Origin of the sequence: Stenotrophomonas sp. JAG2 (assembly GCF_041080745.1) — a bacterium.
GTDB classification, from domain to species: domain Bacteria; phylum Pseudomonadota; class Gammaproteobacteria; order Xanthomonadales; family Xanthomonadaceae; genus Stenotrophomonas; species Stenotrophomonas maltophilia_AA.
This window is the reverse complement of the sequence record NZ_JBEUMH010000005.1, coordinates 46,749-73,147: the sequence shown is the minus strand read 5'-3', so window position 1 is coordinate 73,147 and position 26,399 is coordinate 46,749. Positions and strand designations below refer to the sequence as shown.

Below are 26,399 nucleotides of genomic sequence, written 5' to 3'. Positions count from 1 at the left end.
CGGTCACCATCGGCCACTCGTGCCCACGGACGACCCCATGACTGCCGACGCGCCGCTCGATTTCATCGAAGTAATCCACAACGCCGTCCCCAACGAGGTCTGCGCGGCCCTGCGGGCCCAGATGCGATCCAGTGCGCAGTTGCAGCCGGGCGAAGTGGGCAGCGGCGTGTTCCCGGAACTCAAGCACAGCAAGGATCTGCGGATCAGCGGGCGCCCCGAGTGGCGGCAGGCGGAAGCGGTGCTGCAGCAGGCGGTTTTCAAGGGTTTGCTGACTTATCTACGCCGTTATCCACAGGCCCTGATCTCGCCGTTGATGTTGCAGATCCAGGACAGTCAGGGCCAGCCGCGCCGGTTGGCGGCCGAGGATTTCCCCGACATGGACGACGCCGCGTTGTCCGATCTGGCCCGCACCTGCCTGCGTCCGGGTGCCATCAATCTGCAATGGTATGCAGCGGGCGAGGGCGGCTATCCGTACTGGCACTGCGAGCTGTATCCGCGCGATCCAGCCGGCGAAACACTGCACCGCCACCTGCTGTGGACGCTCTACCTCAACGACGATTTCGACGCCGGCGAAACCGAGTTCCTGTTCCAGGGCCGCAAGGTCGCGCCGCGCACGGGCAGCCTGTTGATCGCACCGACCGCGTTTACCCACACGCATCGGGGCAACCGGCCGCAGGGTGGGGACAAGTTCATTGCAACGAGCTGGGTTCTTTTCCAGAGTGCGCAGAAATTGTTTGGTGGGAATTGAGCGCCCTGCCTGGTGCTCGCCTCTTGCCGCGTTCAATCATCTTTACGCAGCATCGTCATGACGGTGACGACACTCAGGAATAGAGTGAACAAGCCAAAGAAAGCCAGCGCGTACTGGTGCACGCCGGTAAATTTTCCGTCTGCAATCCTGCAGAGAGCATTCACTCCCGTCCCAATCGTGATCAGGACGAACACCACGAGATTCACCATCCTCCAGTGATGGTCCAGCATGTGCCTCCTCCTTGGCTTGAGTTCAACGTGTCGATCAACGCCTTCCACTCTATCCGTTCAAATGCTTGCCGATTGAGCAAAGGTTCGCTCTATCCCGTGTCATCGATCAGCGGCCGTATCGGAACGACTCACGCGGCCTCGGCGAGTCGAAACCGTCGCTCCCACGGTTCCAAGGATCGCCAACGACAACCCGACCAGCTCCTGTTCGCCTAGAGGAACACGGTACGCAATTTTCAGCCCGGTACTACGAAGTTCACTGGGAGCATCCACAGGAAGGCGATCCAAGTCGATGAATCCATTTCATCCCGACGCGCTCTCCTTGCATTCACAGCCACCGGGTGACACGGGCAACCCATGTGTTACCACGTCGCCAGCACCACCACGACGGCTGCAACCACCACCGCCAACACCATCACCGTGATCAACACAGTGCGCCCGGTGCGCTTCGCCTTGGCCTTCAGCCCGGCCAACACGTCCAGGTCCAGATAGAGACGATCAGCGCCGGCATCGCGGATGACGCCGTTGTCGCGGTAATACTTCAGCGGCACCTGCAATGCGGGGTCGATGGTGTCGGCCGCGATCGCGCTCTGCGGAGACAGCGCCTGGCGTCCAGTAAAGTGTGCGATCACGGCGTCGCGCTGCTGCTGCACCGCTGCGGTGATGGCGGCATTGATCGCGATGCTGGCCGCGTTGGACGCGGCCGAGGTGGCTGCCGATGACATGTGGTTCCCCCTGGATGTCCGATGTGGACGTCAGACCACCGCGGCGCGGTGCCTGGCCCGATTGTTGGGCGGGCGCGTCCCAAAGTCCATCGGGGCGCGGGTCAGAACAACGAGCCTTGGGGTGAGTCCACCCGCGGCGGCAGCGGCCGCAGGAAGCGGGTGCAGTCCAGTTTCGGCCAGTGGCTGTTCTGCGCGTCGAAGCCCAGGCGCTTGCGGGCCAGCTTGAAGCGGTTGGACAGCAGATCCGCGTACACGCCTTCGCCGCGCATGCGCGTGCCGAACTGGCTGTTGTAGTCCTTGCCGCCGCGCAGCTGGTTGATGGTGCTCATCACGTGCGTGGCGCGGTCCGGGTGGTGGGTGTCGAGCCAATCGCGGAACAGCGGGGCCACTTCCAGCGGCAGGCGCAGCAGCACGTAGCCGGCGGTGGACGCACCGGCATCACGGGCAGCCTCGAGCACGGCTTCCAGTTCGGCATCGCTGATCCACGGGATCACCGGCGCGACCATCACCCCGACCGGGATGCCGGCATCGCTCAGGCGACGCATGGCGCGCAGCCGTGCATGCGGGGCCGAGGCGCGCGGTTCCAGCCTGGCGGACAGGTGCGGGTCCAGCGAGGTCACCGAGAAGTGCACGCTGACCAGCTGCTTTTCGGCCAGCGGTGCGAGCAGGTCGATGTCGCGCTCGACCAGCGCGTTCTTGGTGATCAACGAGAACGGGTGCTGGGTCTCCAGCATCACCTCGATCAGCTGGCGCGTCAGTTTGAGCTTGCGCTCGATCGGCTGGTAGGCATCGGTATTGATGCCCAGCGCGATCGGCTGCGGCACGTACCCGGGCCGCGAGAACTCCTTGCGCAGCAGCTGCGGCGCATTGGTCTTGGCGAACAGCTTGGTCTCGAAGTCCAGACCGGGCGAGAGATTGAGATAGGCGTGCGAGGGCCGGGCGAAGCAGTACGAGCAGCCGTGTTCGCAGCCTCGATAGGGATTGACCGACTGGCTGAAGCCGACATCCGGCGACTTGTTGCGGCTGATGATGCTGCGCGCGGTTTCGGCGCGTACTTCGGTGCGCAGACGCGGCGCGGCGAACTCCTCGCTCTCGTCCGGCGCCCAGCCGTCGTCCATCGCTTCGCTGACGGTGACCTCGAAGCGGCCCGCCAAGTGCGTGCTGGAGCCCCGGCCTTTGATCGCAATACCCATGATCAAAGGCTATCGCCGCGAGGTCTCAGGGAATGAGACGTCGCGGCGTCGGAACGGCGGAGATAGGAGATTTCCATGGTTAGTAGTATTACTAACCACAGGGGCAATTGGAAGTGAAACCCGCGCCGGGCAAGGGTTGCCGGGGGTGGGGGCCGAATTGATCCCCAAAATTATCCACAGGGTCTGGGCGGGTACCTGGCGTGCCATGTCACCAGGCGGCTGAGCCGACCAACGGTCGGCTCCTCCCGGATGCGGGGCCCTTACGCGGCGGGGATACGCGCCGCATCAGAGCAGCCGCAGATATCCCTTCACCGTGGCGTCCAACCCGGCGTACAGCGCCTCGCTGATCAGGGCGTGGCCAATTGAGACCTCCAGCACGTCGGGCACTGCCTGCAGGAACGCCGCCAGGTTGTCCTGCGACAGGTCGTGCCCGGCGTTGACGCCCAGGCCGACCGCCTGCGCGCGGCGGGCTGCATCCGCGAACAGCGCCAGCATGGCCGTGGCGTCGCCGGCGGCATGCGCCTCGGCGTAGGGGCCGGTGTAGAGCTCCACGCGGTCGGCACCGATTGCCGCGGCCTGGGCGATGTCGGGGTTTCCCGCATCCACGAACAGGCTGACCCGGCAGCCGAACGTCTTCAACTCGGCGATCAGCGGGCGCAGGCGCTGCGCATCCCGGCCGAAGTCGAAGCCGTGGTCGGAAGTGAGCTGGCCGTCGCCATCGGGCACCAGGGTGGCCTGGGCGGGGCGGGTCTGCGCGCACAGCGGCAGCAGCCCGGGATAGCCCTCACGCGGGGGCGCGAACGGGTTGCCCTCGATGTTGAACTCCACGCCGCGCTCGGTCGTCAACGCGGACAGCGCGAGCACGTCCTCGGCGTGGATGTGGCGACGGTCCGGGCGCGGGTGCACGGTGATGCCGTGCGCGCCAGCGTCCAGGCAGACACGGGCGGCCTGCAGCACGTCCGGGTCCGCACCGCCGCGCGAGTTGCGCAGGACGGCGATCTTGTTCACGTTGACGCTGAGTTGGGTCATGGCACTACGAGGGGTCGGATTCACCCTGAGCGGTCGGGGTGCGCGCCTGGAGGGCGAGCTCCCGCAGCCGACGGAGTTCGTTGGGATCGGTGATGGCCGCACGGGTGGGCTGCACATCGCCGAAGCGGGCCACGTAGAGGCCACGGACCCACGCCAGCAGGAACACCAGGGTGCCCAGCAGCGACAGCGCCATCAGCCCCATGTGGGGGGTCTTGAGCGCCATGCCGAAACAGGCCAGCGCGAACAGCAGAAAGAGCCAGTACATGTCGTTCTCCCCGATTGACCGGGCCAGTGTAGCGCTGGCGCCCGGTGCGGTTCCACGGGGAGCGGCGGCTACAGCAGCGGCGAGGCCAGCCGCGCGAACGCCTCCGGGACGCGGTGCCGCCACAGCGAGCGCTGGCGGTCGTTGCGCACCGGCGAAGCGCTGCTGTACTCGGCAAGCAGGATCTCGGCCAGTGCGGCTACCCGGCCGGTGTCGCTGATCATCATCGAGAGCTCGAAGTTGAGCCGGAAACTGCGGTGGTCGAAGTTGGCACTGCCGACGATGCACACGTCGTCATCGGCGATGAACGCCTTCGTGTGCAGCATGCGCGGGCCGTACTCGTAGATCTTGACGCCTGCCTGCAGCAGCTCGTCGAAATAGGAGCGTGCGGCCTGGGTGACGAACCAGGAGTCGCTCATCTTGGGCACCAGCAGGCGCACGTCCAGGCCGCCGAGCGCGGCCGAGGTGAGCGCCATGCGCGCGGCCTCGCCGGGAACGAAGTAGGGCGTGACCAGCCAGACCCGCTCCTTCGCTTCATGGATCGCCGCGACATGCAGCCGGTGGATGGTCTCCCACGACGAATCCGGGCCGGACACCAGCACCTGCGCATTGATGCTGCCCTCGCTGCGGCTGGGCATCGTCTCCGGCCACAGCTGGGCGATGTTGAAGCGCGCCGGCTCCTGGCCGGTGGCGTAGATCCAGTCCTCGATGAAGACCAGCTGCAGACTGCGCACCACGTGGCCCCGCAGCCGCATGTGCAGGTCGCGATACGCATCCGCGCGGACGCTCTCGTCTTCCTCGTCGGTAATGTTGATGCCGCCGGTGAACGCCTGCAGGCCGTCGATGATGACCAGCTTGCGGTGCGTGCGCAGATTCAACCACGGCCGCTTGAACGGCTTGAGCAGCTGCCGCGGATGGAACCAGACCACTTCGGCACCGGCATCCAGCAGCGGCTGCAGGAAGCGCTTGCGGAGGGACGACGAGCCGACCGCATCCAGCAGCAGGCGCACGCGCACGCCGGCCGCCGCACGCTCGGTCAGCGCATCGCGCAACGCGGTGCCGGCGTGGTCCGGGTTGAAGATGTAGTACTCCAGGTGCAGGTGGTCCTTGGCCGTGGCCACCGCGGCAAGCAGTGCGCTGTAGGTCGCCGCACCATCGACCAGCCACTCCACTTCGGTGGCCGAGCTCGGCGACAGCCCGGTGGTGGCCTGGGCGATCTTGGCCAGCTCCGTGCAGTCCGCATCGGGGGGACAGACGCTGCTGTAGTGCTCCATGCCCGAGCGCGAACGGCCACGGCGCAGGCGCTGCCGTTTCACCTTCTGCGGGCCGAGCAGGTAATAAATGAAGAGGCCCAGGTAGGGCAGGGCGGCCAGCGAGAGGATCCAGCTCAGCGTGGCGACCGGCTCGCGTTTCTGCAGCATGATCCAACCGATCAGCCACAGCAGATAGAGAATGTAGGCCGCCACCATCAGGGGGCGCAGGTGGGGGATGGCATCGAGCCAGTCCCCGAAGACGTCGAAGGTTGCGAGCATGGCCGGATGATAGCGGGCGGCGTGCCGCTGGCGCGTATCCACGGCCGGCGGCACAAAAAAAACGCCCCTGTTTCCAGGGGCGTTTTCCAGTCGCGTCATGACTGCGTCTTGCGTATTACTGCTGCACGAAGCCGATCTTCTTCATCTGAGCATTCTTCGCGGCAGCCAACACCTTGGCCATCACGTCGTACTCGGAGTCCGGGCTGGCATCGATGCGCAGTTCCGGCTGGTTGGTCGGATCACGCTGGACTTCCTGCTCCATACGCTGCTGCAGTTCGCCCACAGCCACGGGGCTGTTGTTCCACGACACCTGGTTGCTGGCGTCCACCTTCAGCTCGATCGGCGGCGGCGGTTCGACAGTCACCGGCGGTGGGTTGAGCACGCGCTGCGGCAGGTCAACGGCGATCGGGTACGTCATGATCGGCGCGGTGACGATGAAGATGATCAGGAGCACCAGCATCACGTCCACGAGGGGCGTGACGTTGATGTCGGCCATGGGGCCGCGGCTACCACCAGTACTGAATGCCATGGCTTACTGCCCCTTCTCTTTGGTGGCGACGAAGCCCACGTCGAGCATGCCCTGTTCCTGCGCGATCTTCGTCATCTCATTGATGACGCGCATCTTGGTGGTGCGGTCACCACGCAGGTTGAGGGGCGGCTGCGGGGTCTGCTGGGCGGCGGTCGCCAAGCGAGACTCGAGCGTCTGCTTGTCGATTTCCTCGTCGTTCCAGTAGATCGAGCCGTCTTCCTTGACTGCCAAGGTGATCGGGCTCGCCCGCTTTTCAGCGTCTTCCGGATTCTGCACCAGGTTGGCCTCAGGCAGATCCACCTTGACCTTGTGGGACATCAGGGGCGCCGTGATGATGAAGATGATCAGCAGCACCAGCATCACGTCCACGAGGGGCGTAACGTTGATGTCGGCCATGGGGCCGCCGCTGTTACCACTACTGAAAGCCATAACGGGCTCCGTCTAGATCGTGTTGACTACGTTCTCGCTGGGTGACGCGCGTCGCTATTAGCGAACGCGCGAACCGGTGGCGAAGAAGTCGTGCAGGTCGTGAGCGAACGTATCGAACTTGCTGATCGTGGCGCTGTTGATCTTGCTGAAGAAGTTGAAGGCGAACACGGCCGGGATAGCCACGAACAGACCGATGGCGGTCATGATCAGTGCTTCACCCACCGGGCCGGCAACGGCGTCGATCGAGGCGGAACCGGTGGCACCGATCTTGATCAGCGCGCCGTAGATGCCCCACACGGTACCCAGCAGACCCACGAACGGAGCGGTTGCGCCGACGGTGGCCAGCAGGGTCATGCCCGACTGCAGGTTGTTGCTTTCGCGGGTCACGGCCTGACGCAGGGCGCGATCGACGAACTCCGAACGGCTCAGGTTTTCACCCAGGCCACCCGAGGTGCCGCCTTCCGAACGCTGGTGGTGCGCAGCAGCCTGTGCAGCGTCCAGAGCGATCTTGGAGAAGGGCTCCGAAGCCGGCTGTTCTTCCATCGCACGGATGGCGTCCTGCGCGTTCGGGGTATCCCAGAACAGGCTGGTGACCTTGTCGGCGGCGGCCTTCAGACGGGCAGCGCGGAAGATGTTGATGACGGTCCAGTACCAGGACATGGCCGACATGATGATCAGGGTCAGCAGCACGACCCAGGAGACCGCGAAGTCACCCGGCTGGGTGGTCATCTCGTGGATCAGGTGCTCGAAGCCCATCTGCGACAGGGCGTTGGAGTTGCCCCCGGCAGCAGCGGCGATGAAAAGTTCCTGCAGCATGACGCTTACCTTTGTTGTGTGTGGTGATAAAGGGTATTGCTAGAAATAACCGCTAGAGGCGGTGGCCGGCGGGCCACCGGCCACTATCAGTTCAGCGCAAAGTTGACCGGGACGCGAACGCGACCTGCGACCTTCTTCCCGCCCGATTCCGCGGAACGGAAGCTCCACTTGCGAGCTGCTTCCATGGCGGCGCGATCGAGGTCACGGTTACGGCTGGACTTCTCGACCGACACATTGGTGACGTTGCCATTGGCATCGACGTCAATGATCAGGATGACTTCACCCTGGATACCAGCACGGAACGCTGCCGGCGGGTAACGCGGGGGGTTCATGTTCTTCGACGAGATGTCGACGCTTGCCTCGATGGTGCTCGGGGGCTGCGGCGGCGACGGCGGCGAAGGCGGCGTGACGATGTCGGTCGGACGCGGGTCCGGGATATCGACCACTGGAGCCTGCGGCGGCGGCGGAACCGGGGACGGCTTCGGCGGCGACAGGTTCTTTACCGGCGGCGGCGGGGTGTCATCCGGCGGCGGCGGCGGCGGCGGCGGTGGGGGCGGCGGCGGAGCGTCGACCAGGGTCACCATGATGTTGCGTTCTTTCTCCGCCACGGCCTTGGGGGCCACAGCCGGGATCAGAAGCATCATGAAGGCGGCGAGATGCAGTGCGATTACAAAAGCGATACCCACGATACGCGGCCAGGAGAGGCCGGTGTCATCGCGTTGTTCGTACCTGTGAACGACTAGTTGTTCCGTCATGCGCCAAGAGCTCATTAGTGGGGCCGGGATACCCGGGGACAGGTAGCCCATGATCAGCGGTGCATGACACCGCAGGAACCTCCAAGCTTATACCAATCCTGAGCGCCTGCGCATCACTTCTGCAGGCATTCAGGCGTTATTCCTACTTACTTCAGGTTGATGATTTTCTTGGCATCCGCCTGGTTCTTCACACCCTTCGCCAGCGCTTGCTGGGCGGCCTGCCTGGCCTCCGGAATGCGACCTTCCGAATGCAGCACGCGTGCCAGATTCAGGTAGGTCTCGCCGTCCTTGGAAAGCGGGGCAGCCTTCTGCCACGCCTCGATCGCCTTGTCCGCCTGCTGCGGGTCGGAGTAGTAGTACGCCTGGGCCAGTGCCAGGTATACCTGATAATCCGGCTTCAGGATGTTTTTCTGCAGGCCATCATTGATAACGGCAATGACGTCCTTTTCTTTGTTCTCGCTGTTGGCGTAGATCGAGTACAGCTGCTTGTACTCGCGCTCGTCGGTCAGCTGGCCGGCGGTGTAGAGCTTGCCCATCACCGCGCCGGCCTTGTCCATCTGGTCGGCCTGCATGTACATGCTGGCCAGGTTCAGCTGGGCTTTCTTGTCGTTCGGGTTCTTTGCGGCCAGGGCTTCGGCCTGCTTGACCGCTTCACCGGTCTGGCCGCCTTCGGCCATGGCAGCCATCAGCAGCTGGTTCCAGCTGTCCTTCGGCTCCGACGAGCCGGCGATGGCCTGCTGCAGCACCGGGATGGCCTCGGCGTAACGCTCGGCCTGGTACAGCGCCTGGCCCTTGGCGATCAGCTCTTCCGGCTTGCTCGACTTGGTCTCGGCGAAATACTTGTCCAGCGTGGCCAGGCCTTCGTTGGTCTGGTCGTCCTGGAGCTGCAGCTGGCCGAGCATCAGCATCGACTGGTAGTGGCCGTTGTTGTCCAGCCCACCGAGCTGCAGCACCTGCTCGAGGTACTTCTTGGCGGCGACGTTGTCGTCGAGCTGATAGGCGGCCTGCGAGGCGAGCTGCGCGGCGAGCGACTTGTCGTAGTTGTTCGCGGCCGGGTTGGCCAGGATCTCTTCGGCCTGCGCGCGGGTTTCCGGGAACTTCTGATCGTTGTAGCTGTCAATCAGCTTCTGCAGCTTCGGGCCGACCTTGGCCGAGGACTTCTGCTCCGGCTCCTGGCGGGTTGCGTTCGGGTAGAGCACTTCGGCCTTGGCCTGCTTCTTCCCACCGCGGGCACCGCGCTCGGAGGAGCGGGCCTGGGCAAAGGCATCGGTGATCATGGCGCCACTTACAGCGGTCGCGATGAGGACGGAAAGGACGGCTTGCTTGTGATTGCTGAAAATCATCTTTCACCTCGATCGAACCGCCGCAGCGGCATCAAAACGGACTGTCAGAAAAATCTGAGCCGCCAAACGTATCAGAAACTGATGGCGTGAGAAATCGTTTCCGATGCTGCAATACAGCATCTTTTGGTCGCATACGGGGGCATCAGCCGCACTTCGGCCGCCGCCCGGCTGCCTGGGCCTGTTGGTATACACCACTCAGGGACGGCGCGTCTCGCTGCAATTCGCGGATGCGGTTGGCTGGATCGGGGTGGGTGGACAGCCACTGCGGTGATCGGCCGCCACTGGCCGCCATCATGTTCTGCCACAGATCGACCGCCTGCGCCGGGTTGAAGCCGGCCTCGGCCATCAGGCGCTGGCCGACGATATCGGCCTCGCTTTCCTGGGTGCGCGACCCTGGCAGCAGGAAGGCTGCCTGGGCGCCAGCGCCACCGAGCTGGTTGACCGTGCTGGCCGCCCCCTCGCCGTACGCCGCGCCCGCGAGGGCGCCGAGCACCGACAGGCCGGTCTGCGCGCCCATCTGCCGGGTGATGCGTTCTTCGTGGTGGCGCGAGATGACATGCCCGATCTCGTGGCCGATCACCCCGGCCAGCTGATCCTGGTTCTTGGCGACGGTGAAGATGCCGGTGTTGACCCCGACCTTGCCGCCGGGCAGGGCGAACGCGTTGGGTTCCTTGTCGACCATCAGCGCTGTTTCCCACCGTACGCCACGGTACTGTTGGGGCAGCTGGGCGACCAGGGCATTGACCACGCACTGCACGTAGGCCGTCTGCTTCGGATCCTTGCTGAGCGTGCCCTTGGACTTGGTTTCGGTAAACGCCTGCGCGCCGAGCTGATCCAGTTCGGCCTGCGACACCCCGCCGACCATCTGGCGGCGGCCGGTCGGCGAGGTCGTGGTGGCGCACGCGCTCACCAGCATGGCGATGGCAATTCCCAACAGCACTGGTTTCATGTGCGATCCCCCGTGTTCATGTGCGCAGTGTGGAACGCGGCGACGTAAATTTTCGTCAAGCCGCGCATCGATCATTGGATGCCCAGGAACATCAGCGCCACCAGCGCGATGCCATTGTTCAACCCATGTGCGGCGATCGGGGCCCAGAGGGTACCGGTGCGCTGGTACAACCAGGCGAAGGCTGCGCCCATGGCGCCGTAGACGAGCCACAGCTGAGCGATTTCCCACGGGCCGTTGGCACTCGTGCCGGGGATTTCATGCACGAGGGCGAAGGCCAGGCTGCTCAGGACGATGCCCAGCGCCGGACGGCCGGCCTGCCACAGGCGACCGAACAGGACACGGCGGAACAACAGCTCTTCATAGGCCGGCGCGAGCACCACGGCAAACAGAGCGAGGAACCACGGGAAGCGCGTGATCGCCTGTTCCATCAGCGCCAGATTGGTTGGCACCGGCTCGATGCCGGCCTGTTTGGCCAGCCAGGCGATCAGGTTGCTGCCGATGATCACCCCGGTGGCGACCAGCAATGTCCACCCCCATGTCGAGGGGCGACGCGCGGCCTGGAAGGACAGCGCACGTTCGGCGGGCGTGGCCCGGCGACGGAAGAAGTACAGCACCAGCGCCGCGCCCCCGGTGGCGACCAGCGCCATCAGGATCTGGGCGAGTGCACCGGGTTGACCCAGCTGTTGGGCCAGACCCGCCACGGCGGAGGCATCCGTACCATCACGGGCGGCCTGGTAGCCCACGATCGCGCCGCGATACAGCCCCCAGACCAGCCCGCCGATCAGGCTCAGCGACAGCAGTACCGCTGCGCCGATGCCCAGGTCGATGAAGAAGCCCGCGAGCGGGGAACCCGGCGTACGCGGCGATGACGGAACGGCAGGGGGCAGCGGAGGCGTCACGGACGCCGGGGTGGTTGCAGACATCGGATTCCTGGCATCGGGGAGCGATGGCCGGCCAGGGTGCAGGTCGCACCCGGCCGGCCCGTCCCCGATTGTGTCAGATATCCAGGTTGGCGACCTTCAGCGCATTGTCTTCGATGAAGTCGCGGCGCGGTTCGACCACGTCGCCCATCAGCGTGCTGAAGATCTGGTCGGCAGCCACGGCGTCCTCGATGCGCACCTGGAGAAGGCGGCGGGTATCGGGGTTCACCGTGGTGTCCCACAGCTGCTCGGGATTCATTTCGCCCAGGCCCTTGAATCGCTGGATCTGGCGGCCCTTCTTGGCCTCGTCCAGCAGCCAGTTGCGCGCTTCCGCGAAGCTGGCCACCTCGGCCGACTTGGCGCCGCGGCTGATCTTGGCACCGGTGCGGACCAGGCCATGCAGCAGCAGCGAGGACTGGTGCAGGGCACGCAGTTCACCGGTTTCGAACGCGGCCAGCGGCAACACCTGGATCATCTGTTCGCCCATGTGGCGACGCGTGACCAGCACGGCGGCCGGACGCTCGTCGGTGGGTTCCTGCAGTTCCAGCGTGTAGCGCGGCGAGCCGAGGCTGCCCTGGTTGAGACGGGTCGCCAGCGCGGCCAGGCCTTCGTCGGCACCGGCCCTGCGCAGGTGTTCCAGGTCCATCGGGGTGAAATCGATGAGCGCTTCGAGCACCTGGCGGTCATAGCGATGGCCGTTGCGCGCGATCGTTTCCTGGGCCGAGGCATAGGAGAGCAGCAGCTTCTCCAGGGCCACGCCTTCGATGCCCGGTTCGCTTTCGGCCGGAATCAGCGAGGCGTTTTCCACCGCGCTGCTGGCCAGGTACGCGTCCAGTGCCGGGTCGTCCTTCAGGTACAGCTCCTGCTTGCCCTGCTTGATCTTGTACAGCGGCGGCAGCCCGATGTAGATGTGGCCGCGCTCGATCAGCTCCGGCATCTGACGGTAGAAGAACGTCAACAGCAGCGTACGGATGTGCGCGCCGTCGACGTCGGCATCGGTCATGATGATGATGCGGTGGTAGCGCAGCTTGTCCGGGTTGTATTCGTCCCGGCCGATGCCGGTGCCCAGCGCGGTGATCAGCGTACCGACCTGATCCGAGGCCAGCATGCGGTCGAAGCGCGCGCGTTCCACGTTGAGGATCTTGCCGCGCAGCGGCAGCACCGCCTGGTTCTTGCGGTTGCGACCCTGCTTGGCCGAGCCACCTGCCGAGTCACCCTCGACGATGAACAGTTCGGACAGCGCCGGATCCTTCTCCTGGCAGTCGGCCAGCTTGCCCGGCAGGCCGGCGATATCCAGCGCGCCCTTGCGGCGGGTCAGATCGCGCGCCTTGCGCGCCGCTTCACGGGCACGCGCGGCATCGACGATCTTGCCGGCGATCGCCTTGGCTTCGTTCGGGTTTTCCTGCAGGAATTCTTCCAGCCGCTGGCCGAAGGCACTTTCCACGGCCGGGCGCACATCCGAGCTGACCAGCTTTTCCTTGGTCTGGCTGGAGAAGCTCGGGTCCGGCACCTTCACCGACAGCACCGCGATCATGCCTTCGCGCATGTCATCGCCGGTCAGGTTGATCTTGGCCTGCTTGGCGATGCCGTTCTGCTCGATGTAGTTGTTGAGCACGCGGGTCAGCGCCCCGCGGAAGCCGGCGAGGTGGGTACCGCCGTCCTTCTGCGGAATGTTGTTGGTGAAGCAGTACATCGTTTCCTGGTAGGAATCGGTCCACTGCAGCGCCACGTCCACGACGATGCCGTTGGACTCGCCCGTCACCGAGATCACGTTCGGGTGCAGCGGCGTCTTCAACTGCGCCAGATGCTCCACGAAGCTGCGGATGCCGCCTTCGTAATGGAAGTCGTCGCGGCGGCCATCGCCGCGCTCGTCGACCAGCGCGATCTTGACGCCGGAATTGAGGAAGGACAGTTCGCGCAGGCGGCGGGCGAGGATGTCGTAGTGGAACTCCACGTTGTCGTGGAACGCCTTGACCGACGGCCAGAAGCGCAGGGTGGTGCCGCGCTTGCTGCTGGCTTCGACCTGCTTCAGCGAATTGACCGCCGCACCATCCGCGAATTCCTGCTGGTAGTGGAAGCCGCCCTGGTAGATATCGAGCAGCAGCTTCTGGGACAGCGCGTTGACCACGCTGACGCCGACGCCGTGCAGGCCGCCTGAAACCTTGTAGCTGTTGTCGTCGAACTTGCCGCCGGCGTGCAGGACCGTCATCACGACTTCGGCCGCGGAGACTTCGCGGTCGAGCTTCTTGCTCATCTGCTCGTGCTTGCCGGTCGGGATGCCGCGCCCGTTGTCCGACACCGAGACCGAGCCATCGGCATGGATGATGACCGAGACGTTGTCCGCGTGACCGGCCAAGGCTTCGTCGATGGAGTTGTCGACAACCTCGAACACCATGTGGTGCAGACCGGTGCCGTCATGGACGTCGCCGATGTACATACCAGGACGCTTGCGGACAGCCTCGAGGCCTTCCAGGGCGGTGATGCTGTTGGCGTCGTAGTTGCCGCTGTTTGCGGGGATGTTCTGTTCTTCAGTCATTGCGCTTGCCGTAGGCTCCGCAGGTCGGGCCGCCGCGGTGAGGCGGGGCGCCGGGTAATAAGGGGTTGCAACAGCAATTATACCAGCCGAGCACCGTGGCCCCTGGGGGACCACTATGGCACAGGCTGGACCTGTCCATGTTCCACGTGGAACCGGGTGATATCTGGTGCGTCGATCAGCGCCGCGGGCACCTCGGTGGCGGTGATGAATATCTGCGCGGGACCCGCCTTCAACCGCTCCAGCACCCGCGCCTGGTGGCGGCGATCCAGTTCCGAAGAAAGATCGTCAAGCGCGATGACCGGCCATTCCCCGCGCTGTTCCGCGTAGTCCTCGGCCTGGGCCAGCAGGCAGGTGAGGGCGGTGAGTTTGGCCTGTCCGCGCGAAAGCGCATCCCGCCCGGGGATGGTCTCGAACCCGACACTCCAGTCTGCCCGGTGCGGACCCACCGAGGTGTAGCCGGCCATCCGGTCGCGCTCGCGGGCCAGGAGCAGGGCATCGGAGAGGGACAGCTCCTGTTTGCGCCAGCCAGGGCTGAGGTTCAACGACTGGATGCCCAGATTGGGCGCCAGTACGGCGGCCAGTTCCACGGTCCGCTCCTGCAGCCGCTCCAGGTAGTGCTGGCGGCGGGTCGTCAGGGGTTCGCCGGCCTCGGCGAGTTCCCGATCCCATGCATCCAGGGCATGCGGGTGCCCGCCCTGCTTCAGCAGGGCATTGCGCTGCTTCAGGGCCCGCGAGTAGCGCCGCCACAGCCCCATGAAGTCTGGTTCCACGTGGAACAACCCCCAATCGAGGAATCGCCGGCGGGGTTCACCGCCGCCACTGACCAGGGCATGGCTCCCGGGTTCAAAGGTCACCACGGCCAGCGCTGCGCACAGCGTGCCCAGCTGGGCGACGTCTTCCCCGTCCAGCCGTCCTTTCCATTCCTGGCCGCTGTGGCGGAGCCCGGCTTTTCGACGGATCGGCGAATCGGCGCCTTCGCGCTGCTCGTCCCATTCGACGAACACATCCAGCGCTTCCCGCCCCTGGCGTACCAGGCCATCCCGCACCCGTCCGCGGAAACTGCGGCCATACGCCATGACATGCAGCGCCTCCAGGACACTGGTCTTGCCGGCGCCATTGTCACCGGTGATCAGATTGATGCCCGGTTTCGGCGCCAGTTCGACGGTATCGAAGCGGCGGACCTGGTGCAGGGACAGACGGCGGATGTGCATGCGGACGATCAACGCCGCACGGGGCGGCAGACGGGTAGGGGGAATCGATCAGCTTACTGCATTGACCTGGTTCCACGTGGGACACCGCCTCGCGCAGAGTGGACTGCGGTGGAGATGTCGACTCTTCCTGCAGGATGTCTGGGCCCAGAAGGCATCCGGGCCCCCAAGGACATCCATCCGAGGGCGCGAGCCACCACAAGAGACCGGTCGCTGCGGTACCGCCGCCCAGGCCGAGTTGGGCCTATGCGGCGCGCCACGTGGAACATGTCACTGGATGAGCAGCATCGCGATGCAAAAACGCGCCGAATTTCTTCAAATCTGAGGCGTGCGCAGCAGGGAGGCCGTGCAGATTTCAAGAAATTCGCGCTGATTTCCACCGGTCAGGACGGCTCGATCTGAGCCGACGGCCCATTTCTTTGAATTCTGCGAGACGGAGGTGGAGACGGCTGTCCAGAATCCAACGGACGCCACGCAGACCCAAACGAGACTGTCCACATCCCCCATGTATGACTTATGCACAACCCATGGGCAATCTGTGGATAAAAAGCACCCCTCGGAGGGGCTTGAAAGATATCCACAGGATCACCCCCAGGCTTAAACCCTGTTTTACCGGGGGTTTCGAGGCCATATTTCCCTTTCAAACCAAACACTTAACCTACTTTTCAACCAAATCTGGCCCTACCACCACCACCAAGCTTTAGATTTATATACAGTTTTTAAAAGCTTAGAGCTGTGATTCAGCCGTTCAAAAGCAGGCCGCCGACGCGCTCCAAGGCAAGAAGAAAATCGAGCTCGTTCACGACGCTGGATCTTCGGGAATCGACCACGGCGGGAGCGGGCAATCGAATGGATCGGATGATCGCCTCCAGGTCGATGGCCAGCGCTGGATCGAGGCTGGCGTGTGAGCGTCGCGCCAGATGACGTACTGCTGCCGATGACCGCTCGACCGAGGGAACGCCGACCAAGGCGTTGGCTGGACGTTCGAAGGTTCAACCGTGGGGCAGACCGGTATCGATATCCGCCCATCCCCTGAATGCTCCACGTGGAACATCGGTTCTTCCGCCCAAAAAGAAACCCGGCATTGCCGGGCTTCTCTGAACCACTCGGTTCCACGTGGAACCTACGCGTCTCAGGTCACAGACGCAGCGGCATCACCACATGACGCGACTTCTCGCTGCTGGCCTCACGGACCAGGGCGGAGGAGTTCGAATCGCGCAGCTGGATCACGACGTGCTCATCGCGCAGTGCCGACAGCGCGTCCAGCAGGTAGTTCACGTTGAAGCCGATGGCCAGATCGCTGACCGTGGTGTCGGCCTCGATTTCTTCCTGGGCTTCTTCCTGCTCCGGGTTGTGCGCGCTGATCTTCAGGTTGCCCGGCGAGACTTCCACGCGGATGCCGCGGTACTTCTCGTTGGACAGAATCGCAGCGCGCTGCAGCGAGGCACGCAGCGCTTCACGATCGACCTTCACTTCGCGGTCGGCACCGATCGGGATCACGGCCTCGTAATCCGGGAAGCGACCGTCGATCAGCTTGGAGGTGAAGGTCACATCGTCGCGCTTGACGCGGACATGGCTGCGGCCGACTTCCAGCTCGATCTCGCGATCGCCGCTTTCCAGCAGACGCTGCAGCTCGGTCACGCCCTTGCGCGGCACGATGATCTGACGCTTGGCGCCGCTGGCTTTTTCCAGCTCGGTTTCGCACAGCGCCAGGCGGTGACCGTCGGTCGCCACGGTACGCAGGGCATCGCCGCGCAGGTCGAACAGCAGGCCGTTGAGGTAGTAGCGCACGTCCTGCTGGGCCATCGCGAACGCCGTGCGCTCGATCAGTTCCTTCAGGGTCGCTTCGCCGATGGCCACGCGCTCGGTCGCTTCGACTTCGTCTACCGACGGGAAGTCGTTCGCCGGCAACGTTGCCAGGGTGAAGCGGCTGCGCCCGGCCTGGACGGTGATCTTGTCACCGGTCTGCGAGACGGTGATCCGGCTGCCATCGGGCAGGGCGCGGATGATCTCGAACAGCTTGCGGGCGGGGATGGTGGTCTCGCCGTCCTGGGCATCTTCCACCGCGATCCGCGACACCATTTCCACTTCCAGGTCCGTGCCGGTCAGCGACAGCTGTCCGTTCTGGACCTGAACCAGGAAATTAGCCAGAACCGGCAGGGTCTGGCGGCGTTCGACCACGTTGACGACTTGTGCCAACGGCTTGAGAAAGGCTTCGCGCTGCAGTGTGAAACGCATGTGGTTCCGTGCCCCTATGCTTTAAAAAAATGTGGAATAAATCAAAAGCTTGGTGGTGCTGGTAGGGCCAGAATCGCGGGAAAACACGACTAAGCCGTTGTAAACAAAAGGATTTCTGACCGCGAAACCCTCTGCATTACTAGCCCCCAAGGGGTGGGGAAAGGTGTGGATAACTTTACCGTCGAATCGAGCGGCTTTTTTATCCACAACCTATCCCGCGCTTACTACCGGATTCTGCACCGTTTTATGCGATGACGCCTTAGCGGCGTACATGCATCATTCGCTCAACTTCCGGATCAGCTTGTCCCAGTCTTCCCGCAACTTGCCGTCCGCTTCCATCAACGTCCGGATCTGCCGGCAGGCATGCAGCACCGTGGTGTGGTCCCGGCCGGCAAAGGCGTCGCCGATTTCCGGCAGGCTGTGCTCGGTCAGTTCCTTGGTCAGGGCCATGGCGACCTGACGGGGACGGGCCAGCGACCGGGTCCGACGCTTGGACAGCAGATCCTTGATCTGCAGCCCGTAGTAGTCGGCCACGGTTTTCTGGATGTTGGGAATGCTGATCGCCTGCTGCTGGGCGCGAAGCAGGTCGCGCAGGGTTTCCTGGGCGAAATCAGTGGTGATCGCACGGCCGGTGAAATTGGCGCGGGCGGCCAGGGTATTCAACGCACCTTCGAGGTCGCGGACATTGGAGCGCATCTTCTTGGCAATCAGAAACGCCACATCGTCGGGGATATCGGTGCCACGCTCGCGGGCCTTGGCCAGCACGATCGCTGCACGCGTTTCGAAGTCCGGCGGCTCGATCGCCACCGATAGGCCCCAGGCCAGCCGCGACTTCAGCCGTGCTTCCAGGCCCTCGACTTCGCGCGGGTACCGGTCGCAGGTCAGGATGATCTGCTGCTTGCCGTCGAACAGGGCGTTGAACGTATGGAAGAACTCTTCCTGGGTACGGTCCTTGCCGGCGAAGAACTGGATGTCATCGATCAGCAGCGCGTCCACCTGCTGGAACTGGCGCTTGAACTGGTCCATGGTTTTTTCCTGCAGCGCACGGATCATCGCGCTGAAGAACTGTTCCGAACGCAGGTACAGCACCTTGGCTGCCGGGTTGGCCTGACGCATCGCATTGCCGGCCGCGAACATCAGGTGGGTCTTGCCCAGGCCGGTCCCGCCGTACAGCAGCAACGGGTTGTGGGCCCGGTCGCCCGGCTTCTGCGCCGCCTGGAACGCCGCGGCCAGACCCAGCTGGTTGCTGCGGCCTTCCACGAAGTTGGCGAAGGTGTAGTGCGAATCCATGTTGCCGGCAAACGGCACCAGCGGCTCAGCCGGGGCTGCCGGCGCCGACAGGCCCGGAATCGACGCGATCTGCGCCTCTACCGGACGCGGACGCGAGCCGATTTCAAGAAAAACGTCGCCGAAACCGGCGAAGTGCGCCACCAGCTCCTTGATGCGCGGCAGGTACAGCTCGCGCACCTGGTCGACGATGAAGGCGTTTGGCGCATAAAGCACCAGGCTGTCCGCGCGCAGATCTGCCTGCAGCGGCTTCAACCAGGTGTGAACATCTTCGGGCGGGAACTCCGCTTCGAGGCGTTCGAGGGAACGAGACCAGGCATCCATCGGCAATAATCGTCTGAGGCCAGCGGATAGGCGAACAAAAGCGCCGCACCGCAGGCCGGAAGGGGGGAAGAATGGATGGCGCAGACTACCACCGACGAGAGGGGCCGGGAATGGTTGTCCCAAAGTTATTCACAAAATGATCCACAGCTATTGCACAGCCCGGTGAATTCCCGTAGTGACAGACACTTGACGGGACCTCGATGAGGTCTATAGAATTTCCGGTTCTTTCCGTCCCCTTCATATAGAGGCCCGCATGGCCACCAAGCGCACTTTCCAACCCAGCAACCTCAAGCGTAAGCGCGACCATGGCTTCCGTGCCCGTATGAAGACCGCTGACGGCCGCAAAATCCTGTCGCGTCGCCGCGCCAAGGGCCGTAAAGTCCTGAGCGCTTGATTGCAATGCCGCTTTCCGCGGCAGACGCAATCCTGACTGTGAGCAGTTCCGACCCGCGCAAGCGATTTCCTCGCTCTGCGCGGGTTCGTACGCGTGCCGAATATACAACGGTCTTCAACGGCGCCCGCCGTGTGTCCGATCCGCTGATGACCCTGCACTGGCTGAAGAGCGATACGCCAGCCAGGTTGGGTCTTGCGGTGTCGCGCAAAGTCGATCCCCGAGCCGTGGGTCGCAACCGAGTGAAGCGTGTGTTGCGCGATGCCACACGCCATCTACGGCCGTGGATGAGTGCCGGCGATTACGTCGTCGTTGCCCGCAGCGCCGCCCGTACCGCCAGCAATCCCGAAATCCGCCAGGCCTTTGAACGCCTGCTGCGCCGCCTTGGCGCATTGCCCATGCCGGGCGCGGACGGCACAATGCCGCCGCCCCTGGGCGTTGCACCCCTTTCCCAGTCCGAGCCGGCATTGCGTGCCGGCCCCGCCGAGCCTGCACGCTGATGAACCAGACCCGCGTTTTCCTGATTTTTGCCTGGCTGATGGTGGCCGTGTTGCTGTGGATGGAGTGGGGCCGCGACAAAGCCGCGCCGCCGACCCCGGCCGTGGCCGCGCAGACCACCCAGGCCAGCGTGCCGGGTGCCGCTGCCGGCAGCATCCCCGGTGCCGCCGTGCCCCAGGCCGACGGCACGCTGCCGGCGACCCAGCCGACCGCGCAGGCCGCGACGGGCCCGGCCCGCGTGACCATCACCACCGACGTGCTGCGCCTGGTGTTGGACGGTGGCACGGTGCTGGACGCCGAGCTGCTGCAGTTCCCGCAGACCAAGGAAGAAGGCAGCCCGCCGGTCCGCCTGCTGACCGAAGAGGCGACCCACCCGTACCGCGCGGTGAGTGGCTGGATCAGCGAGGACAAGACCATGCCGGTGCCGGCCGCCAACGGCTTCAAGCTGGTCGGCGACAACCACGACTTCGTGCTGGCCAAGGGCCAGGACGAGGTCACGGTGCCCTTCGAATGGACCGGCCCGAACGGCGTGACCATCCGCCGTACCTACTCGCTGGGTCGCAACGAGTACGCGATCACGGTGAAGGATGAAGTGGTCAACGGCGGCAGCGCTCCGTGGAGCGGCTACGTGTTCCGCACCCTGGACCGCACCCCGACCATCCTTTCGCGCAGCATGACCAACCCGGACTCGTTCAGCTTCAACGGCGCGACCTGGTTCAGCCCGCAGGACGGTTACGAGCGTCGCGCGTTCAAGGATTACCTGGACGACGGCCACCTCAACCGCACCATCACAGGTGGCTGGCTGGCGATGCTGCAGCACCACTTCTTCACCGCGTGGATTCCGCAGGCCGACCAGGCCGCGCAGTACTCGCTGGCGCAGAACAACGGCCGCGACCAGATCGAAGCGCGTGGCCCGGCCTTCACCGTGGCCCCGGGCCAGCAGGTCAGCACCGAGGCCCGCCTGTGGGTCGGCCCGAAGCTGGTCAACCTGATCGCCAAGGAAGACGTGAAGGGCCTGGACCGCGTGGTCGACTACAGCCGCTTCTCGCTGATGGCGATCATCGGCCAGGGCCTCTTCTGGGTGCTCAACCAGGTCCACAAGGTCGTCAACAACTGGGGCTGGGCGATCGTCGGCCTGGTGGTGCTGCTGAAGCTGGTGCTGTATCCGCTCTCGGCCGTGCAGTACAAGTCCGGTGCCAAGATGCGTCGCTTCCAGCCGCGCATCGCGCAGCTCAAGGAACGCTATGGCGATGACCGCCAGAAGTTCCAGACCGCGATGATGGAGCTGTACAAGAAAGAGAAGATCAACCCGATGGGCGGCTGTCTGCCGATCCTCATCCAGATGCCGATCTTCTTCGCGCTGTACTGGGTGCTGGTGGAATCGGTGGAACTGCGCCAGGCCCCGTGGCTCGGCTGGATCCAGGATCTGACCGCGCGTGACCCGTACTTCATCCTGCCGGTGATCAACGTGGCGGTGATGTGGGCCACGCAGAAGCTGACCCCGGCGCCGGGCATGGACCCGATGCAGGCCAAGATGATGCAGCTGATGCCGCTGGTCTTCGGCGTCATGATGGCCTTCATGCCGTCCGGTCTGGTGCTGTACTGGGTCGTCAACGGTGGCCTGGGCCTGCTCCAGCAGTGGTGGATGACCAAGCGTCATGGCAGCGATCCGCTGCCGGTCGTCACCGCCAAGAAGTAAGCCACACAGGAAACCCGCCGCAAGGCGGGTTTCCTGCATCTGCGGCCCGCGCAGCCGCGTGGTCCGTAGAATGCCCCCTGATTCCCCGCACGCTGCAGTGAGCCCGACATGACCCATGCCCCCGACACCATCGTGGCCATCGCCACCGCGCCCGGCGCTGGCGGCGTCGGCATGCTGCGGCTGTCCGGCCCGCAGGCGCGCCCCATTGCCGAAGCAGTCGGCGTGCGCGCGATGCAGCCGCGGCACGCGCACTACGCGCGCTTCCGCGATGCGGGCGGCGAGGTGATCGACGACGGCATCGCGTTGTGGTTCCCGGCGCCGAACAGCTTCACCGGCGAGGAAGTGGTGGAACTGCAGGGGCATGGCAGCCCGGTGGTGCTGCAGCAGCTGGTCGCGCGCTGCATTGCCTTGGGCGCACGCCAGGCCCGGCCCGGAGAGTTCAGCGAGCGCGCCTTCCTCAACGGCAAGCTCGACCTGGCCCAGGCCGAGGCCATCGCCGACCTGATCGCCGCCAGTGACACCCGTGCCGCTCGCGCGGCCCGCCGCTCGCTGGACGGCGTGTTCTCGCGCCGCGTCGATGAGGTCGCAGAACAGCTTGTTCTGCTGCGGATCCACGTGGAGGCGGCAATCGACTTCGCCGACGAACCGCTCGATACCCTCGGCGGGGCGCAGGTGCGCAGTGGCCTGGTCACCGCGCTGCAGGCGCTGCGCCGGCTGCGCGACGATGCCGAGCGCGGCCGCAAACTGCGCGACGGCCTGCATGCGGTACTGGTGGGCCCGCCGAACGCCGGCAAGAGTTCACTGCTCAATGCGCTGGCCGGCAGTGAGCGGGCGATCGTCACCGACATCGCCGGCACCACCCGCGACACCCTGCGCGAAACCATCCGCATCGACGGCCTGGAACTGACCCTGGTCGACACCGCCGGCCTGCGCGAAGGTGGCGATGCCATCGAGCGCGAAGGCATGCGCCGGGCGCGCGCGGAGATGCAGCGCACCGACCTGGCCATCGTGGTGGTCGATGCGCGCGACCCGCAGGCCGGCCGCGACGCGGTGGGCGACAGCATCGCCGAGGTGCCGCAGCAGCTGTGGATCCACAACAAGAGCGACCTGCTGGACGTGATCCCGTCCGACGACCCCGCGGACGTGGTGCATGTCTCGGCCGCGACCGGCCTCGGCCTGGATCAGCTGCACGCGCGCCTGCGCGCGCTGGCCAGCGGCAGCGCCGGCGACAGCGTGGACGGCGAGTTCTCCGCGCGTGCCCGCCATGTGGAGGCGATCAGCCAGGCCATCGGCCATGCCGAGCGCGCCGAATCCGAGCTCGTCCACGAGCACCTGGAGCTGGCCGCCGAGGAACTGCGCCTGGCCCATGAGGCGCTGGGCGAGATCACCGGGCGGATGAGCGCCGACGACCTGCTGGGGCGGATCTTCTCGAGCTTCTGCATCGGGAAGTAGGGGGTCGCCTTTCTTCGCGCTGTCACAGCCTTGCAGCAGACTGACCGCGTTCTTTGTCGACAGGGGTTTGCAGTGTCCAAGCAGTTGTGGGGAGGTGTGTTGCTGGTGTCGCTGGCCGTGGCACCATCGGTGGCCATGAGCGCTGAATCGTCTTCCTCCCCGCCGGCCAAGGCCGCCGTTTACGGCCACCGTGGCGCCAGTGCGCTGCTGCCCGAGCACACGCTCGCCGCCTATGCCCAGGCCATCGCCGACGGCGCCGACTACATCGAGCCGGACCTGGTGATGACCAAGGACGGTGTGCTGGTGTCGCGCCATGAGAACGAGATCAGCGGCACCACCGATGTGGCCGCGCACCCCGAGTTCGCCAGCCGCAAGGCGGTCAAGACCATCGATGGCGAACGCATCGAAGGCTGGTTCACCGAAGACTTCACCCTTGCCGAACTGAAAACCCTGTACGCCCGCGAGCGCCTGCCGCAGCTGCGCAGCACCGCGTTCGACGGCCAGTTCCGCATCGCCACGCTGGACGAGATCATCGCTTTCCTGGTGCAGCAGGCCGGCCGCGCCAACCGCGGCATCGGGCTGGTACCGGAGATCAAGCACGGCACCTACTTCACGCGCATCGGCCTGCCGATGGAAGACAAGGTGGTCGCCGCGCTGCAGGGCAACGCCTATACGCGCGTGGCACCGGTGACGATCCAGTCCTTCGAGGTCGGCAACCTGCGTTACCTGCGCGGCAAGCTCGGTCGCGACAGCAACATCCGCCTGCTGCAGCTGCTCGGTGACCCGAAGCAGCAGCCCGGTGACGTGCTGGCCGCCCAGGGCAGCCAGCGCTATGCCGACCTGATCACCCCGGCCGGGCTGCGCGAGGTGGCCACCTACGCCGATGGCATCGGCCCGAGCCTGCGCATGGTCATTCCGCTGGACGCGCAGGGAAAACTGGGCACCCCGACGTCGCTGGTACGCGATGCGCATGCGGCCGGCCTGATGGTGGTGCCGTATACGTTCCGGCCGGAGAACTACTTCCAGGCCGCGGAGTTCCGCAGCGGCGAGCCGAATGCCCGCAACGCGGAAGGTTCGGTCGCCGAGATGCGGGCCTACCTGGCCACCGGCATCGATGCGTTCTTCACCGATGATCCAGCGCTGGGCCGGCGTGCGGTGGATGGGGATGGCACACCGGCGACCCGGTAGGTACCGACCGTTGGTCGGTACGATGGTGATCGGCGCGATATCGGAATGTCCGGCGCACGGCAGCCACGCATGGCGTGGCTCTACCCCGGCATGCCATCAGATGGCGTCGCCGGTCAGTCCAGCGATGACCCTTCATCGCGCCGCCGGAACGGCAGCACCACGAAGTCGCGGCCCTCGCGCGGTTGCCACAGCACCGGGACGCGGGTCGGGGAGGGCGGTTCCAGATCGGCGTCGCGCGCTGCCTCGGTGTCGTCCTCTTCCTCGTCCTCCCAGCTGTAGCGCTTGCGTGGCGCCATCGGGTCGGAGAGGCGGAACAGCAGTGCGCTGATGATGCCGGCGAAGGCACCGCCCATGTGCGACTGCCAGGACACGCCCGGTTCGTGCGGGAGGATGGTGAGCAGCATGCTGCCGTAGAACAGGAAGGCGATCAGTCCGGCCGCGATCGCCGGCCGGTCGCGGCGCAGCAGGCCGAGCACGAACACCAGGAACATCAGGCCGTGGGTGATCCCACTGGCACCCAGATGGCGGCTGCCCAGATCGCCGAGCAGCCAGGCGCCCAGGCCCGAGCCGACCCACAACAGGGGCAGCGCGCGCACGGTGGCCTTGGGATAGACGCTGCCGGCCAGGGTGCCGAGGATCAGCAGGGCCGCCGCATTGGCACCCAGGTGCTGGATCGAGCCGTGCAGCAGCGGTGCACCGAGAATGCCGAGCAGGCCGGCCTTGTCCAGCGGGGCAACCGCCCACGGACGCCAGTCGAAGTGGCCTTGGGCGGTATACACCGCCACCAGCAGCAGCACGAAGGCCAGGCTCAGGTTGAACGCCCGCAGCACACCACCACGGTCGTTGCGGGACGGGACCGGCGGCGCGCCGGTGGGCTGGGGCAGGTTGGCGTTCATACCCTTAGGGATGGCGTCGCCCCGGATGAACACAAGGGCAACGCCGTGGGAGAGAGAGGTACCGCCTGCGGGACAATCCCGCAGGCGGCACGGTCGGTCAGGCGTGGCCGCCTTCCTTCGGCGGGTTCTTCAGGCTCAACACCACGGTCGCGGCGATGATCACCGCCACCACGCCCAGCGAGATCGGGGTGGGGATCTTGAAGATGTCGATCAGCATCATCTTGATGCCGATGAAGGCAAGCACCAGGGCGAGGCCGTACGGCAGCAGGTGGAAGCGATCGGCCATGCCGGCCAGCAGGAAGAACATCGCACGCAGGCCCAGCACCGCGAACACGTTGGAGGTCAGCACGATGAACGGGTCGGTGGTGATCGCGAAGATCGCGGGGATGCTGTCCACCGCGAAGATCACGTCGGTCACCGCGATCAGGATCAGCACCACGAACAGCGGCGTGAACCAGCGCTTGCCATCGCGCATCACGCTCATGGCATTGCCGGCATAGTCCGGCAGCAGGCGCAGGTGCTTGCGCATCCAGCGCAGGGCGGGGTTGGTCTCCAGATCCGGCTCGCTGCCGGCCGAGAACCACATCTTCCAGCCGGTGAAGAGCAGGAACGCGCCGAACACGTAGAGCAGCCAGTGGAACTTGGTCAGGAGCACGCTGCCGGCGAAGATCATGATCGTACGCAGCACGATCGCGCCCAGGATGCCGATGATCAACACCTTCTGGCGCTGTTCCTCGGGCACCGCGAAGTAGCCCATGATCATCAGGAACACGAAGATGTTGTCCACGGCCAGGGCTTTCTCGACCAGGTAACCGGTCAGGAACTCCAGGCCGACCTTGTTGGCCACCACCTGGCCGGCGGTCTCATTCAGGTAGTACCAGAGGCCACCGTTGAAGGCCAGGGCCAGCGCGACCCAGCCGATGGACCACCACAGGGCCTCCTTGAAGGTGACCTTGTGCGGCCCGCCGTGTCGCATCAAAACGAGATCGACCAGCAACGCGATGATCACCACCGCGCCGAAGCCGCCCCACAACCACACATTACCGATCGTCTGCATTGGGTTTGTCCGTTGGAAAAATAGAATGCCTCAAGCCGGACGGCGAGGATCTGCAACGGAGGATCGGGGGGATCCGGGGACAGAGCTTCGCCATACGGCGAAGGTCTCGCTCGCAATCCCGATGGATGGGACTGCCGTTGCACCGGAGCCTGCGGGCTCGAATTGACG

The 26,399-nt window shown here is 65.1% G+C and carries 26 protein-coding genes; 6 read left to right on the top strand and 20 right to left on the bottom strand.

The window, feature by feature from the left end; genetic code table 11:
- The first annotated feature begins 37 nt into the window (after positions 1 to 37).
- A complete protein-coding gene (locus AB9O74_RS07820; protein WP_319211604.1) occupies positions 38 to 748 on the top strand; it encodes a 2OG-Fe(II) oxygenase in 711 nt (236 codons plus the stop codon).
- A 32-nt stretch (positions 749 to 780) separates the two neighbouring features.
- Here AB9O74_RS07820 and AB9O74_RS07815 read toward each other — a convergent pair whose 3' ends face one another.
- The 18 genes from AB9O74_RS07815 to dnaA all read right to left on the bottom strand — a co-directional run bounded on the left by AB9O74_RS07815 (position 781) and on the right by dnaA (position 19,050).
- Positions 781 to 978: a hypothetical protein gene (locus AB9O74_RS07815; RefSeq protein WP_369348955.1), complete on the bottom strand. Its 198-nt coding sequence runs from the start codon at positions 976 to 978 to the stop codon at positions 781 to 783.
- A 359-nt stretch (positions 979 to 1,337) separates the two neighbouring features.
- Positions 1,338 to 1,700 (bottom strand): hypothetical protein, encoded by a 363-nt coding sequence (locus AB9O74_RS07810; protein WP_369348954.1) that lies wholly within the window; start codon positions 1,698 to 1,700, stop codon positions 1,338 to 1,340.
- A gap of 101 nt (positions 1,701 to 1,801) precedes the next feature.
- Positions 1,802 to 2,893, bottom strand: a complete 1,092-nt coding sequence (locus AB9O74_RS07805) for a PA0069 family radical SAM protein (RefSeq protein WP_369348953.1) — start codon at positions 2,891 to 2,893, stop codon at positions 1,802 to 1,804.
- A 285-nt stretch (positions 2,894 to 3,178) separates the two neighbouring features.
- Complete coding sequence (locus AB9O74_RS07800) at positions 3,179 to 3,922, bottom strand: pyridoxine 5'-phosphate synthase (protein WP_369348952.1); 744 nt, start codon at positions 3,920 to 3,922, stop codon at positions 3,179 to 3,181.
- 4 nt (positions 3,923 to 3,926) lie between these two features.
- A complete protein-coding gene (locus tag AB9O74_RS07795; protein ID WP_019184059.1) occupies positions 3,927 to 4,187 on the bottom strand; it encodes a hypothetical protein in 261 nt (86 codons plus the stop codon).
- Between the two features lie 68 nt (positions 4,188 to 4,255).
- A complete protein-coding gene (cls, locus tag AB9O74_RS07790) occupies positions 4,256 to 5,716 on the bottom strand; it encodes a cardiolipin synthase (protein ID WP_176990755.1) in 1,461 nt (486 codons plus the stop codon).
- 115 nt (positions 5,717 to 5,831) lie between these two features.
- The gene (locus AB9O74_RS07785; protein ID WP_176990754.1) at positions 5,832 to 6,245 is read right to left on the bottom strand and encodes a biopolymer transporter ExbD; all 414 of its coding nucleotides are present in this window, start codon (positions 6,243 to 6,245) and stop codon (positions 5,832 to 5,834) included.
- A 3-nt stretch (positions 6,246 to 6,248) separates the two neighbouring features.
- Positions 6,249 to 6,674: a biopolymer transporter ExbD gene (locus tag AB9O74_RS07780; RefSeq protein ID WP_176990753.1), complete on the bottom strand. Its 426-nt coding sequence runs from the start codon at positions 6,672 to 6,674 to the stop codon at positions 6,249 to 6,251.
- Between the two features lie 57 nt (positions 6,675 to 6,731).
- A complete protein-coding gene (gene exbB / locus AB9O74_RS07775; RefSeq protein WP_176990752.1) occupies positions 6,732 to 7,490 on the bottom strand; it encodes a TonB-system energizer ExbB in 759 nt (252 codons plus the stop codon).
- Between the two features lie 86 nt (positions 7,491 to 7,576).
- Entirely contained in the window at positions 7,577 to 8,134 is a 558-nt protein-coding gene (locus AB9O74_RS07770; RefSeq protein ID WP_026069914.1) for an energy transducer TonB, read from the bottom strand.
- Between the two features lie 257 nt (positions 8,135 to 8,391).
- Positions 8,392 to 9,588, bottom strand: a complete 1,197-nt coding sequence (locus AB9O74_RS07765; protein WP_176990751.1) for a lipopolysaccharide assembly protein LapB — start codon at positions 9,586 to 9,588, stop codon at positions 8,392 to 8,394.
- Between the two features lie 142 nt (positions 9,589 to 9,730).
- Positions 9,731 to 10,537, bottom strand: coding sequence for a M48 family metallopeptidase (locus AB9O74_RS07760; RefSeq protein ID WP_369348951.1), 807 nt, complete (start codon positions 10,535 to 10,537; stop codon positions 9,731 to 9,733).
- A 71-nt stretch (positions 10,538 to 10,608) separates the two neighbouring features.
- On the bottom strand, positions 10,609 to 11,460 hold the full coding sequence (locus AB9O74_RS07755; RefSeq protein ID WP_369348950.1) for a lysostaphin resistance A-like protein: 852 nt from the start codon (positions 11,458 to 11,460) through the stop codon (positions 10,609 to 10,611).
- A gap of 73 nt (positions 11,461 to 11,533) precedes the next feature.
- Positions 11,534 to 13,993, bottom strand: coding sequence for a DNA topoisomerase (ATP-hydrolyzing) subunit B (gene gyrB, locus AB9O74_RS07750; RefSeq protein WP_369348949.1), 2,460 nt, complete (start codon positions 13,991 to 13,993; stop codon positions 11,534 to 11,536).
- A gap of 113 nt (positions 13,994 to 14,106) precedes the next feature.
- The gene (recF, locus tag AB9O74_RS07745) at positions 14,107 to 15,204 is read right to left on the bottom strand and encodes a DNA replication/repair protein RecF (RefSeq protein WP_369348948.1); all 1,098 of its coding nucleotides are present in this window, start codon (positions 15,202 to 15,204) and stop codon (positions 14,107 to 14,109) included.
- Between the two features lie 737 nt (positions 15,205 to 15,941).
- The gene (locus AB9O74_RS07740; RefSeq protein ID WP_369348947.1) at positions 15,942 to 16,169 is read right to left on the bottom strand and encodes a hypothetical protein; all 228 of its coding nucleotides are present in this window, start codon (positions 16,167 to 16,169) and stop codon (positions 15,942 to 15,944) included.
- 169 nt (positions 16,170 to 16,338) lie between these two features.
- On the bottom strand, positions 16,339 to 17,439 hold the full coding sequence (dnaN, locus tag AB9O74_RS07735) for a DNA polymerase III subunit beta (protein ID WP_019184048.1): 1,101 nt from the start codon (positions 17,437 to 17,439) through the stop codon (positions 16,339 to 16,341).
- Between the two features lie 276 nt (positions 17,440 to 17,715).
- On the bottom strand, positions 17,716 to 19,050 hold the full coding sequence (gene dnaA, locus AB9O74_RS07730) for a chromosomal replication initiator protein DnaA (RefSeq protein WP_176990746.1): 1,335 nt from the start codon (positions 19,048 to 19,050) through the stop codon (positions 17,716 to 17,718).
- 253 nt (positions 19,051 to 19,303) lie between these two features.
- Between dnaA and rpmH the strand changes: the two genes are divergently transcribed.
- The 5 genes from rpmH to AB9O74_RS07705 all read left to right on the top strand — a co-directional run bounded on the left by rpmH (position 19,304) and on the right by AB9O74_RS07705 (position 24,278).
- The gene (gene rpmH / locus AB9O74_RS07725; RefSeq protein ID WP_006404565.1) at positions 19,304 to 19,444 is read left to right on the top strand and encodes a 50S ribosomal protein L34; all 141 of its coding nucleotides are present in this window, start codon (positions 19,304 to 19,306) and stop codon (positions 19,442 to 19,444) included.
- A 5-nt stretch (positions 19,445 to 19,449) separates the two neighbouring features.
- Positions 19,450 to 19,941 carry a ribonuclease P protein component gene (rnpA, locus tag AB9O74_RS07720; protein WP_176990745.1) on the top strand — a complete coding sequence of 164 codons (492 nt, stop codon included), beginning with the start codon at positions 19,450 to 19,452 and terminating at the stop codon, positions 19,939 to 19,941.
- On the top strand, positions 19,941 to 21,638 hold the full coding sequence (yidC, locus tag AB9O74_RS07715) for a membrane protein insertase YidC (protein WP_176990744.1): 1,698 nt from the start codon (positions 19,941 to 19,943) through the stop codon (positions 21,636 to 21,638). The genes rnpA and yidC overlap by 1 nt, the downstream gene beginning before the upstream one ends.
- A 108-nt stretch (positions 21,639 to 21,746) precedes the next feature.
- Positions 21,747 to 23,090, top strand: coding sequence for a tRNA uridine-5-carboxymethylaminomethyl(34) synthesis GTPase MnmE (gene mnmE, locus AB9O74_RS07710; protein WP_369348946.1), 1,344 nt, complete (start codon positions 21,747 to 21,749; stop codon positions 23,088 to 23,090).
- A gap of 135 nt (positions 23,091 to 23,225) precedes the next feature.
- Positions 23,226 to 24,278 carry a glycerophosphodiester phosphodiesterase gene (locus AB9O74_RS07705; protein ID WP_369349077.1) on the top strand — a complete coding sequence of 351 codons (1,053 nt, stop codon included), beginning with the start codon at positions 23,226 to 23,228 and terminating at the stop codon, positions 24,276 to 24,278.
- A 113-nt stretch (positions 24,279 to 24,391) separates the two neighbouring features.
- Here the strand turns inward: AB9O74_RS07705 and AB9O74_RS07700 are convergent, their stop codons facing one another.
- Positions 24,392 to 25,174, bottom strand: a complete 783-nt coding sequence (locus AB9O74_RS07700) for a rhomboid family intramembrane serine protease (protein WP_176991003.1) — start codon at positions 25,172 to 25,174, stop codon at positions 24,392 to 24,394.
- Positions 25,175 to 25,271: 97 nt separating this feature from the next.
- On the bottom strand, positions 25,272 to 26,231 hold the full coding sequence (locus AB9O74_RS07695; RefSeq protein ID WP_123730941.1) for a TerC family protein: 960 nt from the start codon (positions 26,229 to 26,231) through the stop codon (positions 25,272 to 25,274).
- Between the last annotated feature and the right edge of the window lie 168 nt (positions 26,232 to 26,399).

Coding starts and splice junctions, on each gene's coding strand:
- AB9O74_RS07820 (WP_319211604.1), top strand. CDS start 38: ATGACTGCCGACGCGCCGCTCGATTTCATCGAAGTAATCCACAACGCC.
- AB9O74_RS07815 (WP_369348955.1), bottom strand. CDS start 978: ATGCTGGACCATCACTGGAGGATGGTGAATCTCGTGGTGTTCGTCCTG.
- AB9O74_RS07810 (WP_369348954.1), bottom strand. CDS start 1,700: ATGTCATCGGCAGCCACCTCGGCCGCGTCCAACGCGGCCAGCATCGCG.
- AB9O74_RS07805 (WP_369348953.1), bottom strand. CDS start 2,893: ATGGGTATTGCGATCAAAGGCCGGGGCTCCAGCACGCACTTGGCGGGC.
- AB9O74_RS07800 (WP_369348952.1), bottom strand. CDS start 3,922: ATGACCCAACTCAGCGTCAACGTGAACAAGATCGCCGTCCTGCGCAAC.
- AB9O74_RS07795 (WP_019184059.1), bottom strand. CDS start 4,187: ATGTACTGGCTCTTTCTGCTGTTCGCGCTGGCCTGTTTCGGCATGGCG.
- cls (WP_176990755.1), bottom strand. CDS start 5,716: ATGCTCGCAACCTTCGACGTCTTCGGGGACTGGCTCGATGCCATCCCC.
- AB9O74_RS07785 (WP_176990754.1), bottom strand. CDS start 6,245: ATGGCATTCAGTACTGGTGGTAGCCGCGGCCCCATGGCCGACATCAAC.
- AB9O74_RS07780 (WP_176990753.1), bottom strand. CDS start 6,674: ATGGCTTTCAGTAGTGGTAACAGCGGCGGCCCCATGGCCGACATCAAC.
- exbB (WP_176990752.1), bottom strand. CDS start 7,490: ATGCTGCAGGAACTTTTCATCGCCGCTGCTGCCGGGGGCAACTCCAAC.
- AB9O74_RS07770 (WP_026069914.1), bottom strand. CDS start 8,134: ATGATGCTTCTGATCCCGGCTGTGGCCCCCAAGGCCGTGGCGGAGAAA.
- AB9O74_RS07765 (WP_176990751.1), bottom strand. CDS start 9,588: ATGATTTTCAGCAATCACAAGCAAGCCGTCCTTTCCGTCCTCATCGCG.
- AB9O74_RS07760 (WP_369348951.1), bottom strand. CDS start 10,537: ATGAAACCAGTGCTGTTGGGAATTGCCATCGCCATGCTGGTGAGCGCG.
- AB9O74_RS07755 (WP_369348950.1), bottom strand. CDS start 11,460: ATGTCTGCAACCACCCCGGCGTCCGTGACGCCTCCGCTGCCCCCTGCC.
- gyrB (WP_369348949.1), bottom strand. CDS start 13,993: ATGACTGAAGAACAGAACATCCCCGCAAACAGCGGCAACTACGACGCC.
- recF (WP_369348948.1), bottom strand. CDS start 15,204: ATGCACATCCGCCGTCTGTCCCTGCACCAGGTCCGCCGCTTCGATACC.
- dnaN (WP_019184048.1), bottom strand. CDS start 17,439: ATGCGTTTCACACTGCAGCGCGAAGCCTTTCTCAAGCCGTTGGCACAA.
- dnaA (WP_176990746.1), bottom strand. CDS start 19,050: ATGGATGCCTGGTCTCGTTCCCTCGAACGCCTCGAAGCGGAGTTCCCG.
- rpmH (WP_006404565.1), top strand. CDS start 19,304: ATGGCCACCAAGCGCACTTTCCAACCCAGCAACCTCAAGCGTAAGCGC.
- rnpA (WP_176990745.1), top strand. CDS start 19,450: ATGCCGCTTTCCGCGGCAGACGCAATCCTGACTGTGAGCAGTTCCGAC.
- yidC (WP_176990744.1), top strand. CDS start 19,941: ATGAACCAGACCCGCGTTTTCCTGATTTTTGCCTGGCTGATGGTGGCC.
- mnmE (WP_369348946.1), top strand. CDS start 21,747: ATGACCCATGCCCCCGACACCATCGTGGCCATCGCCACCGCGCCCGGC.
- AB9O74_RS07705 (WP_369349077.1), top strand. CDS start 23,226: ATGAGCGCTGAATCGTCTTCCTCCCCGCCGGCCAAGGCCGCCGTTTAC.
- AB9O74_RS07700 (WP_176991003.1), bottom strand. CDS start 25,174: ATGAACGCCAACCTGCCCCAGCCCACCGGCGCGCCGCCGGTCCCGTCC.
- AB9O74_RS07695 (WP_123730941.1), bottom strand. CDS start 26,231: ATGCAGACGATCGGTAATGTGTGGTTGTGGGGCGGCTTCGGCGCGGTG.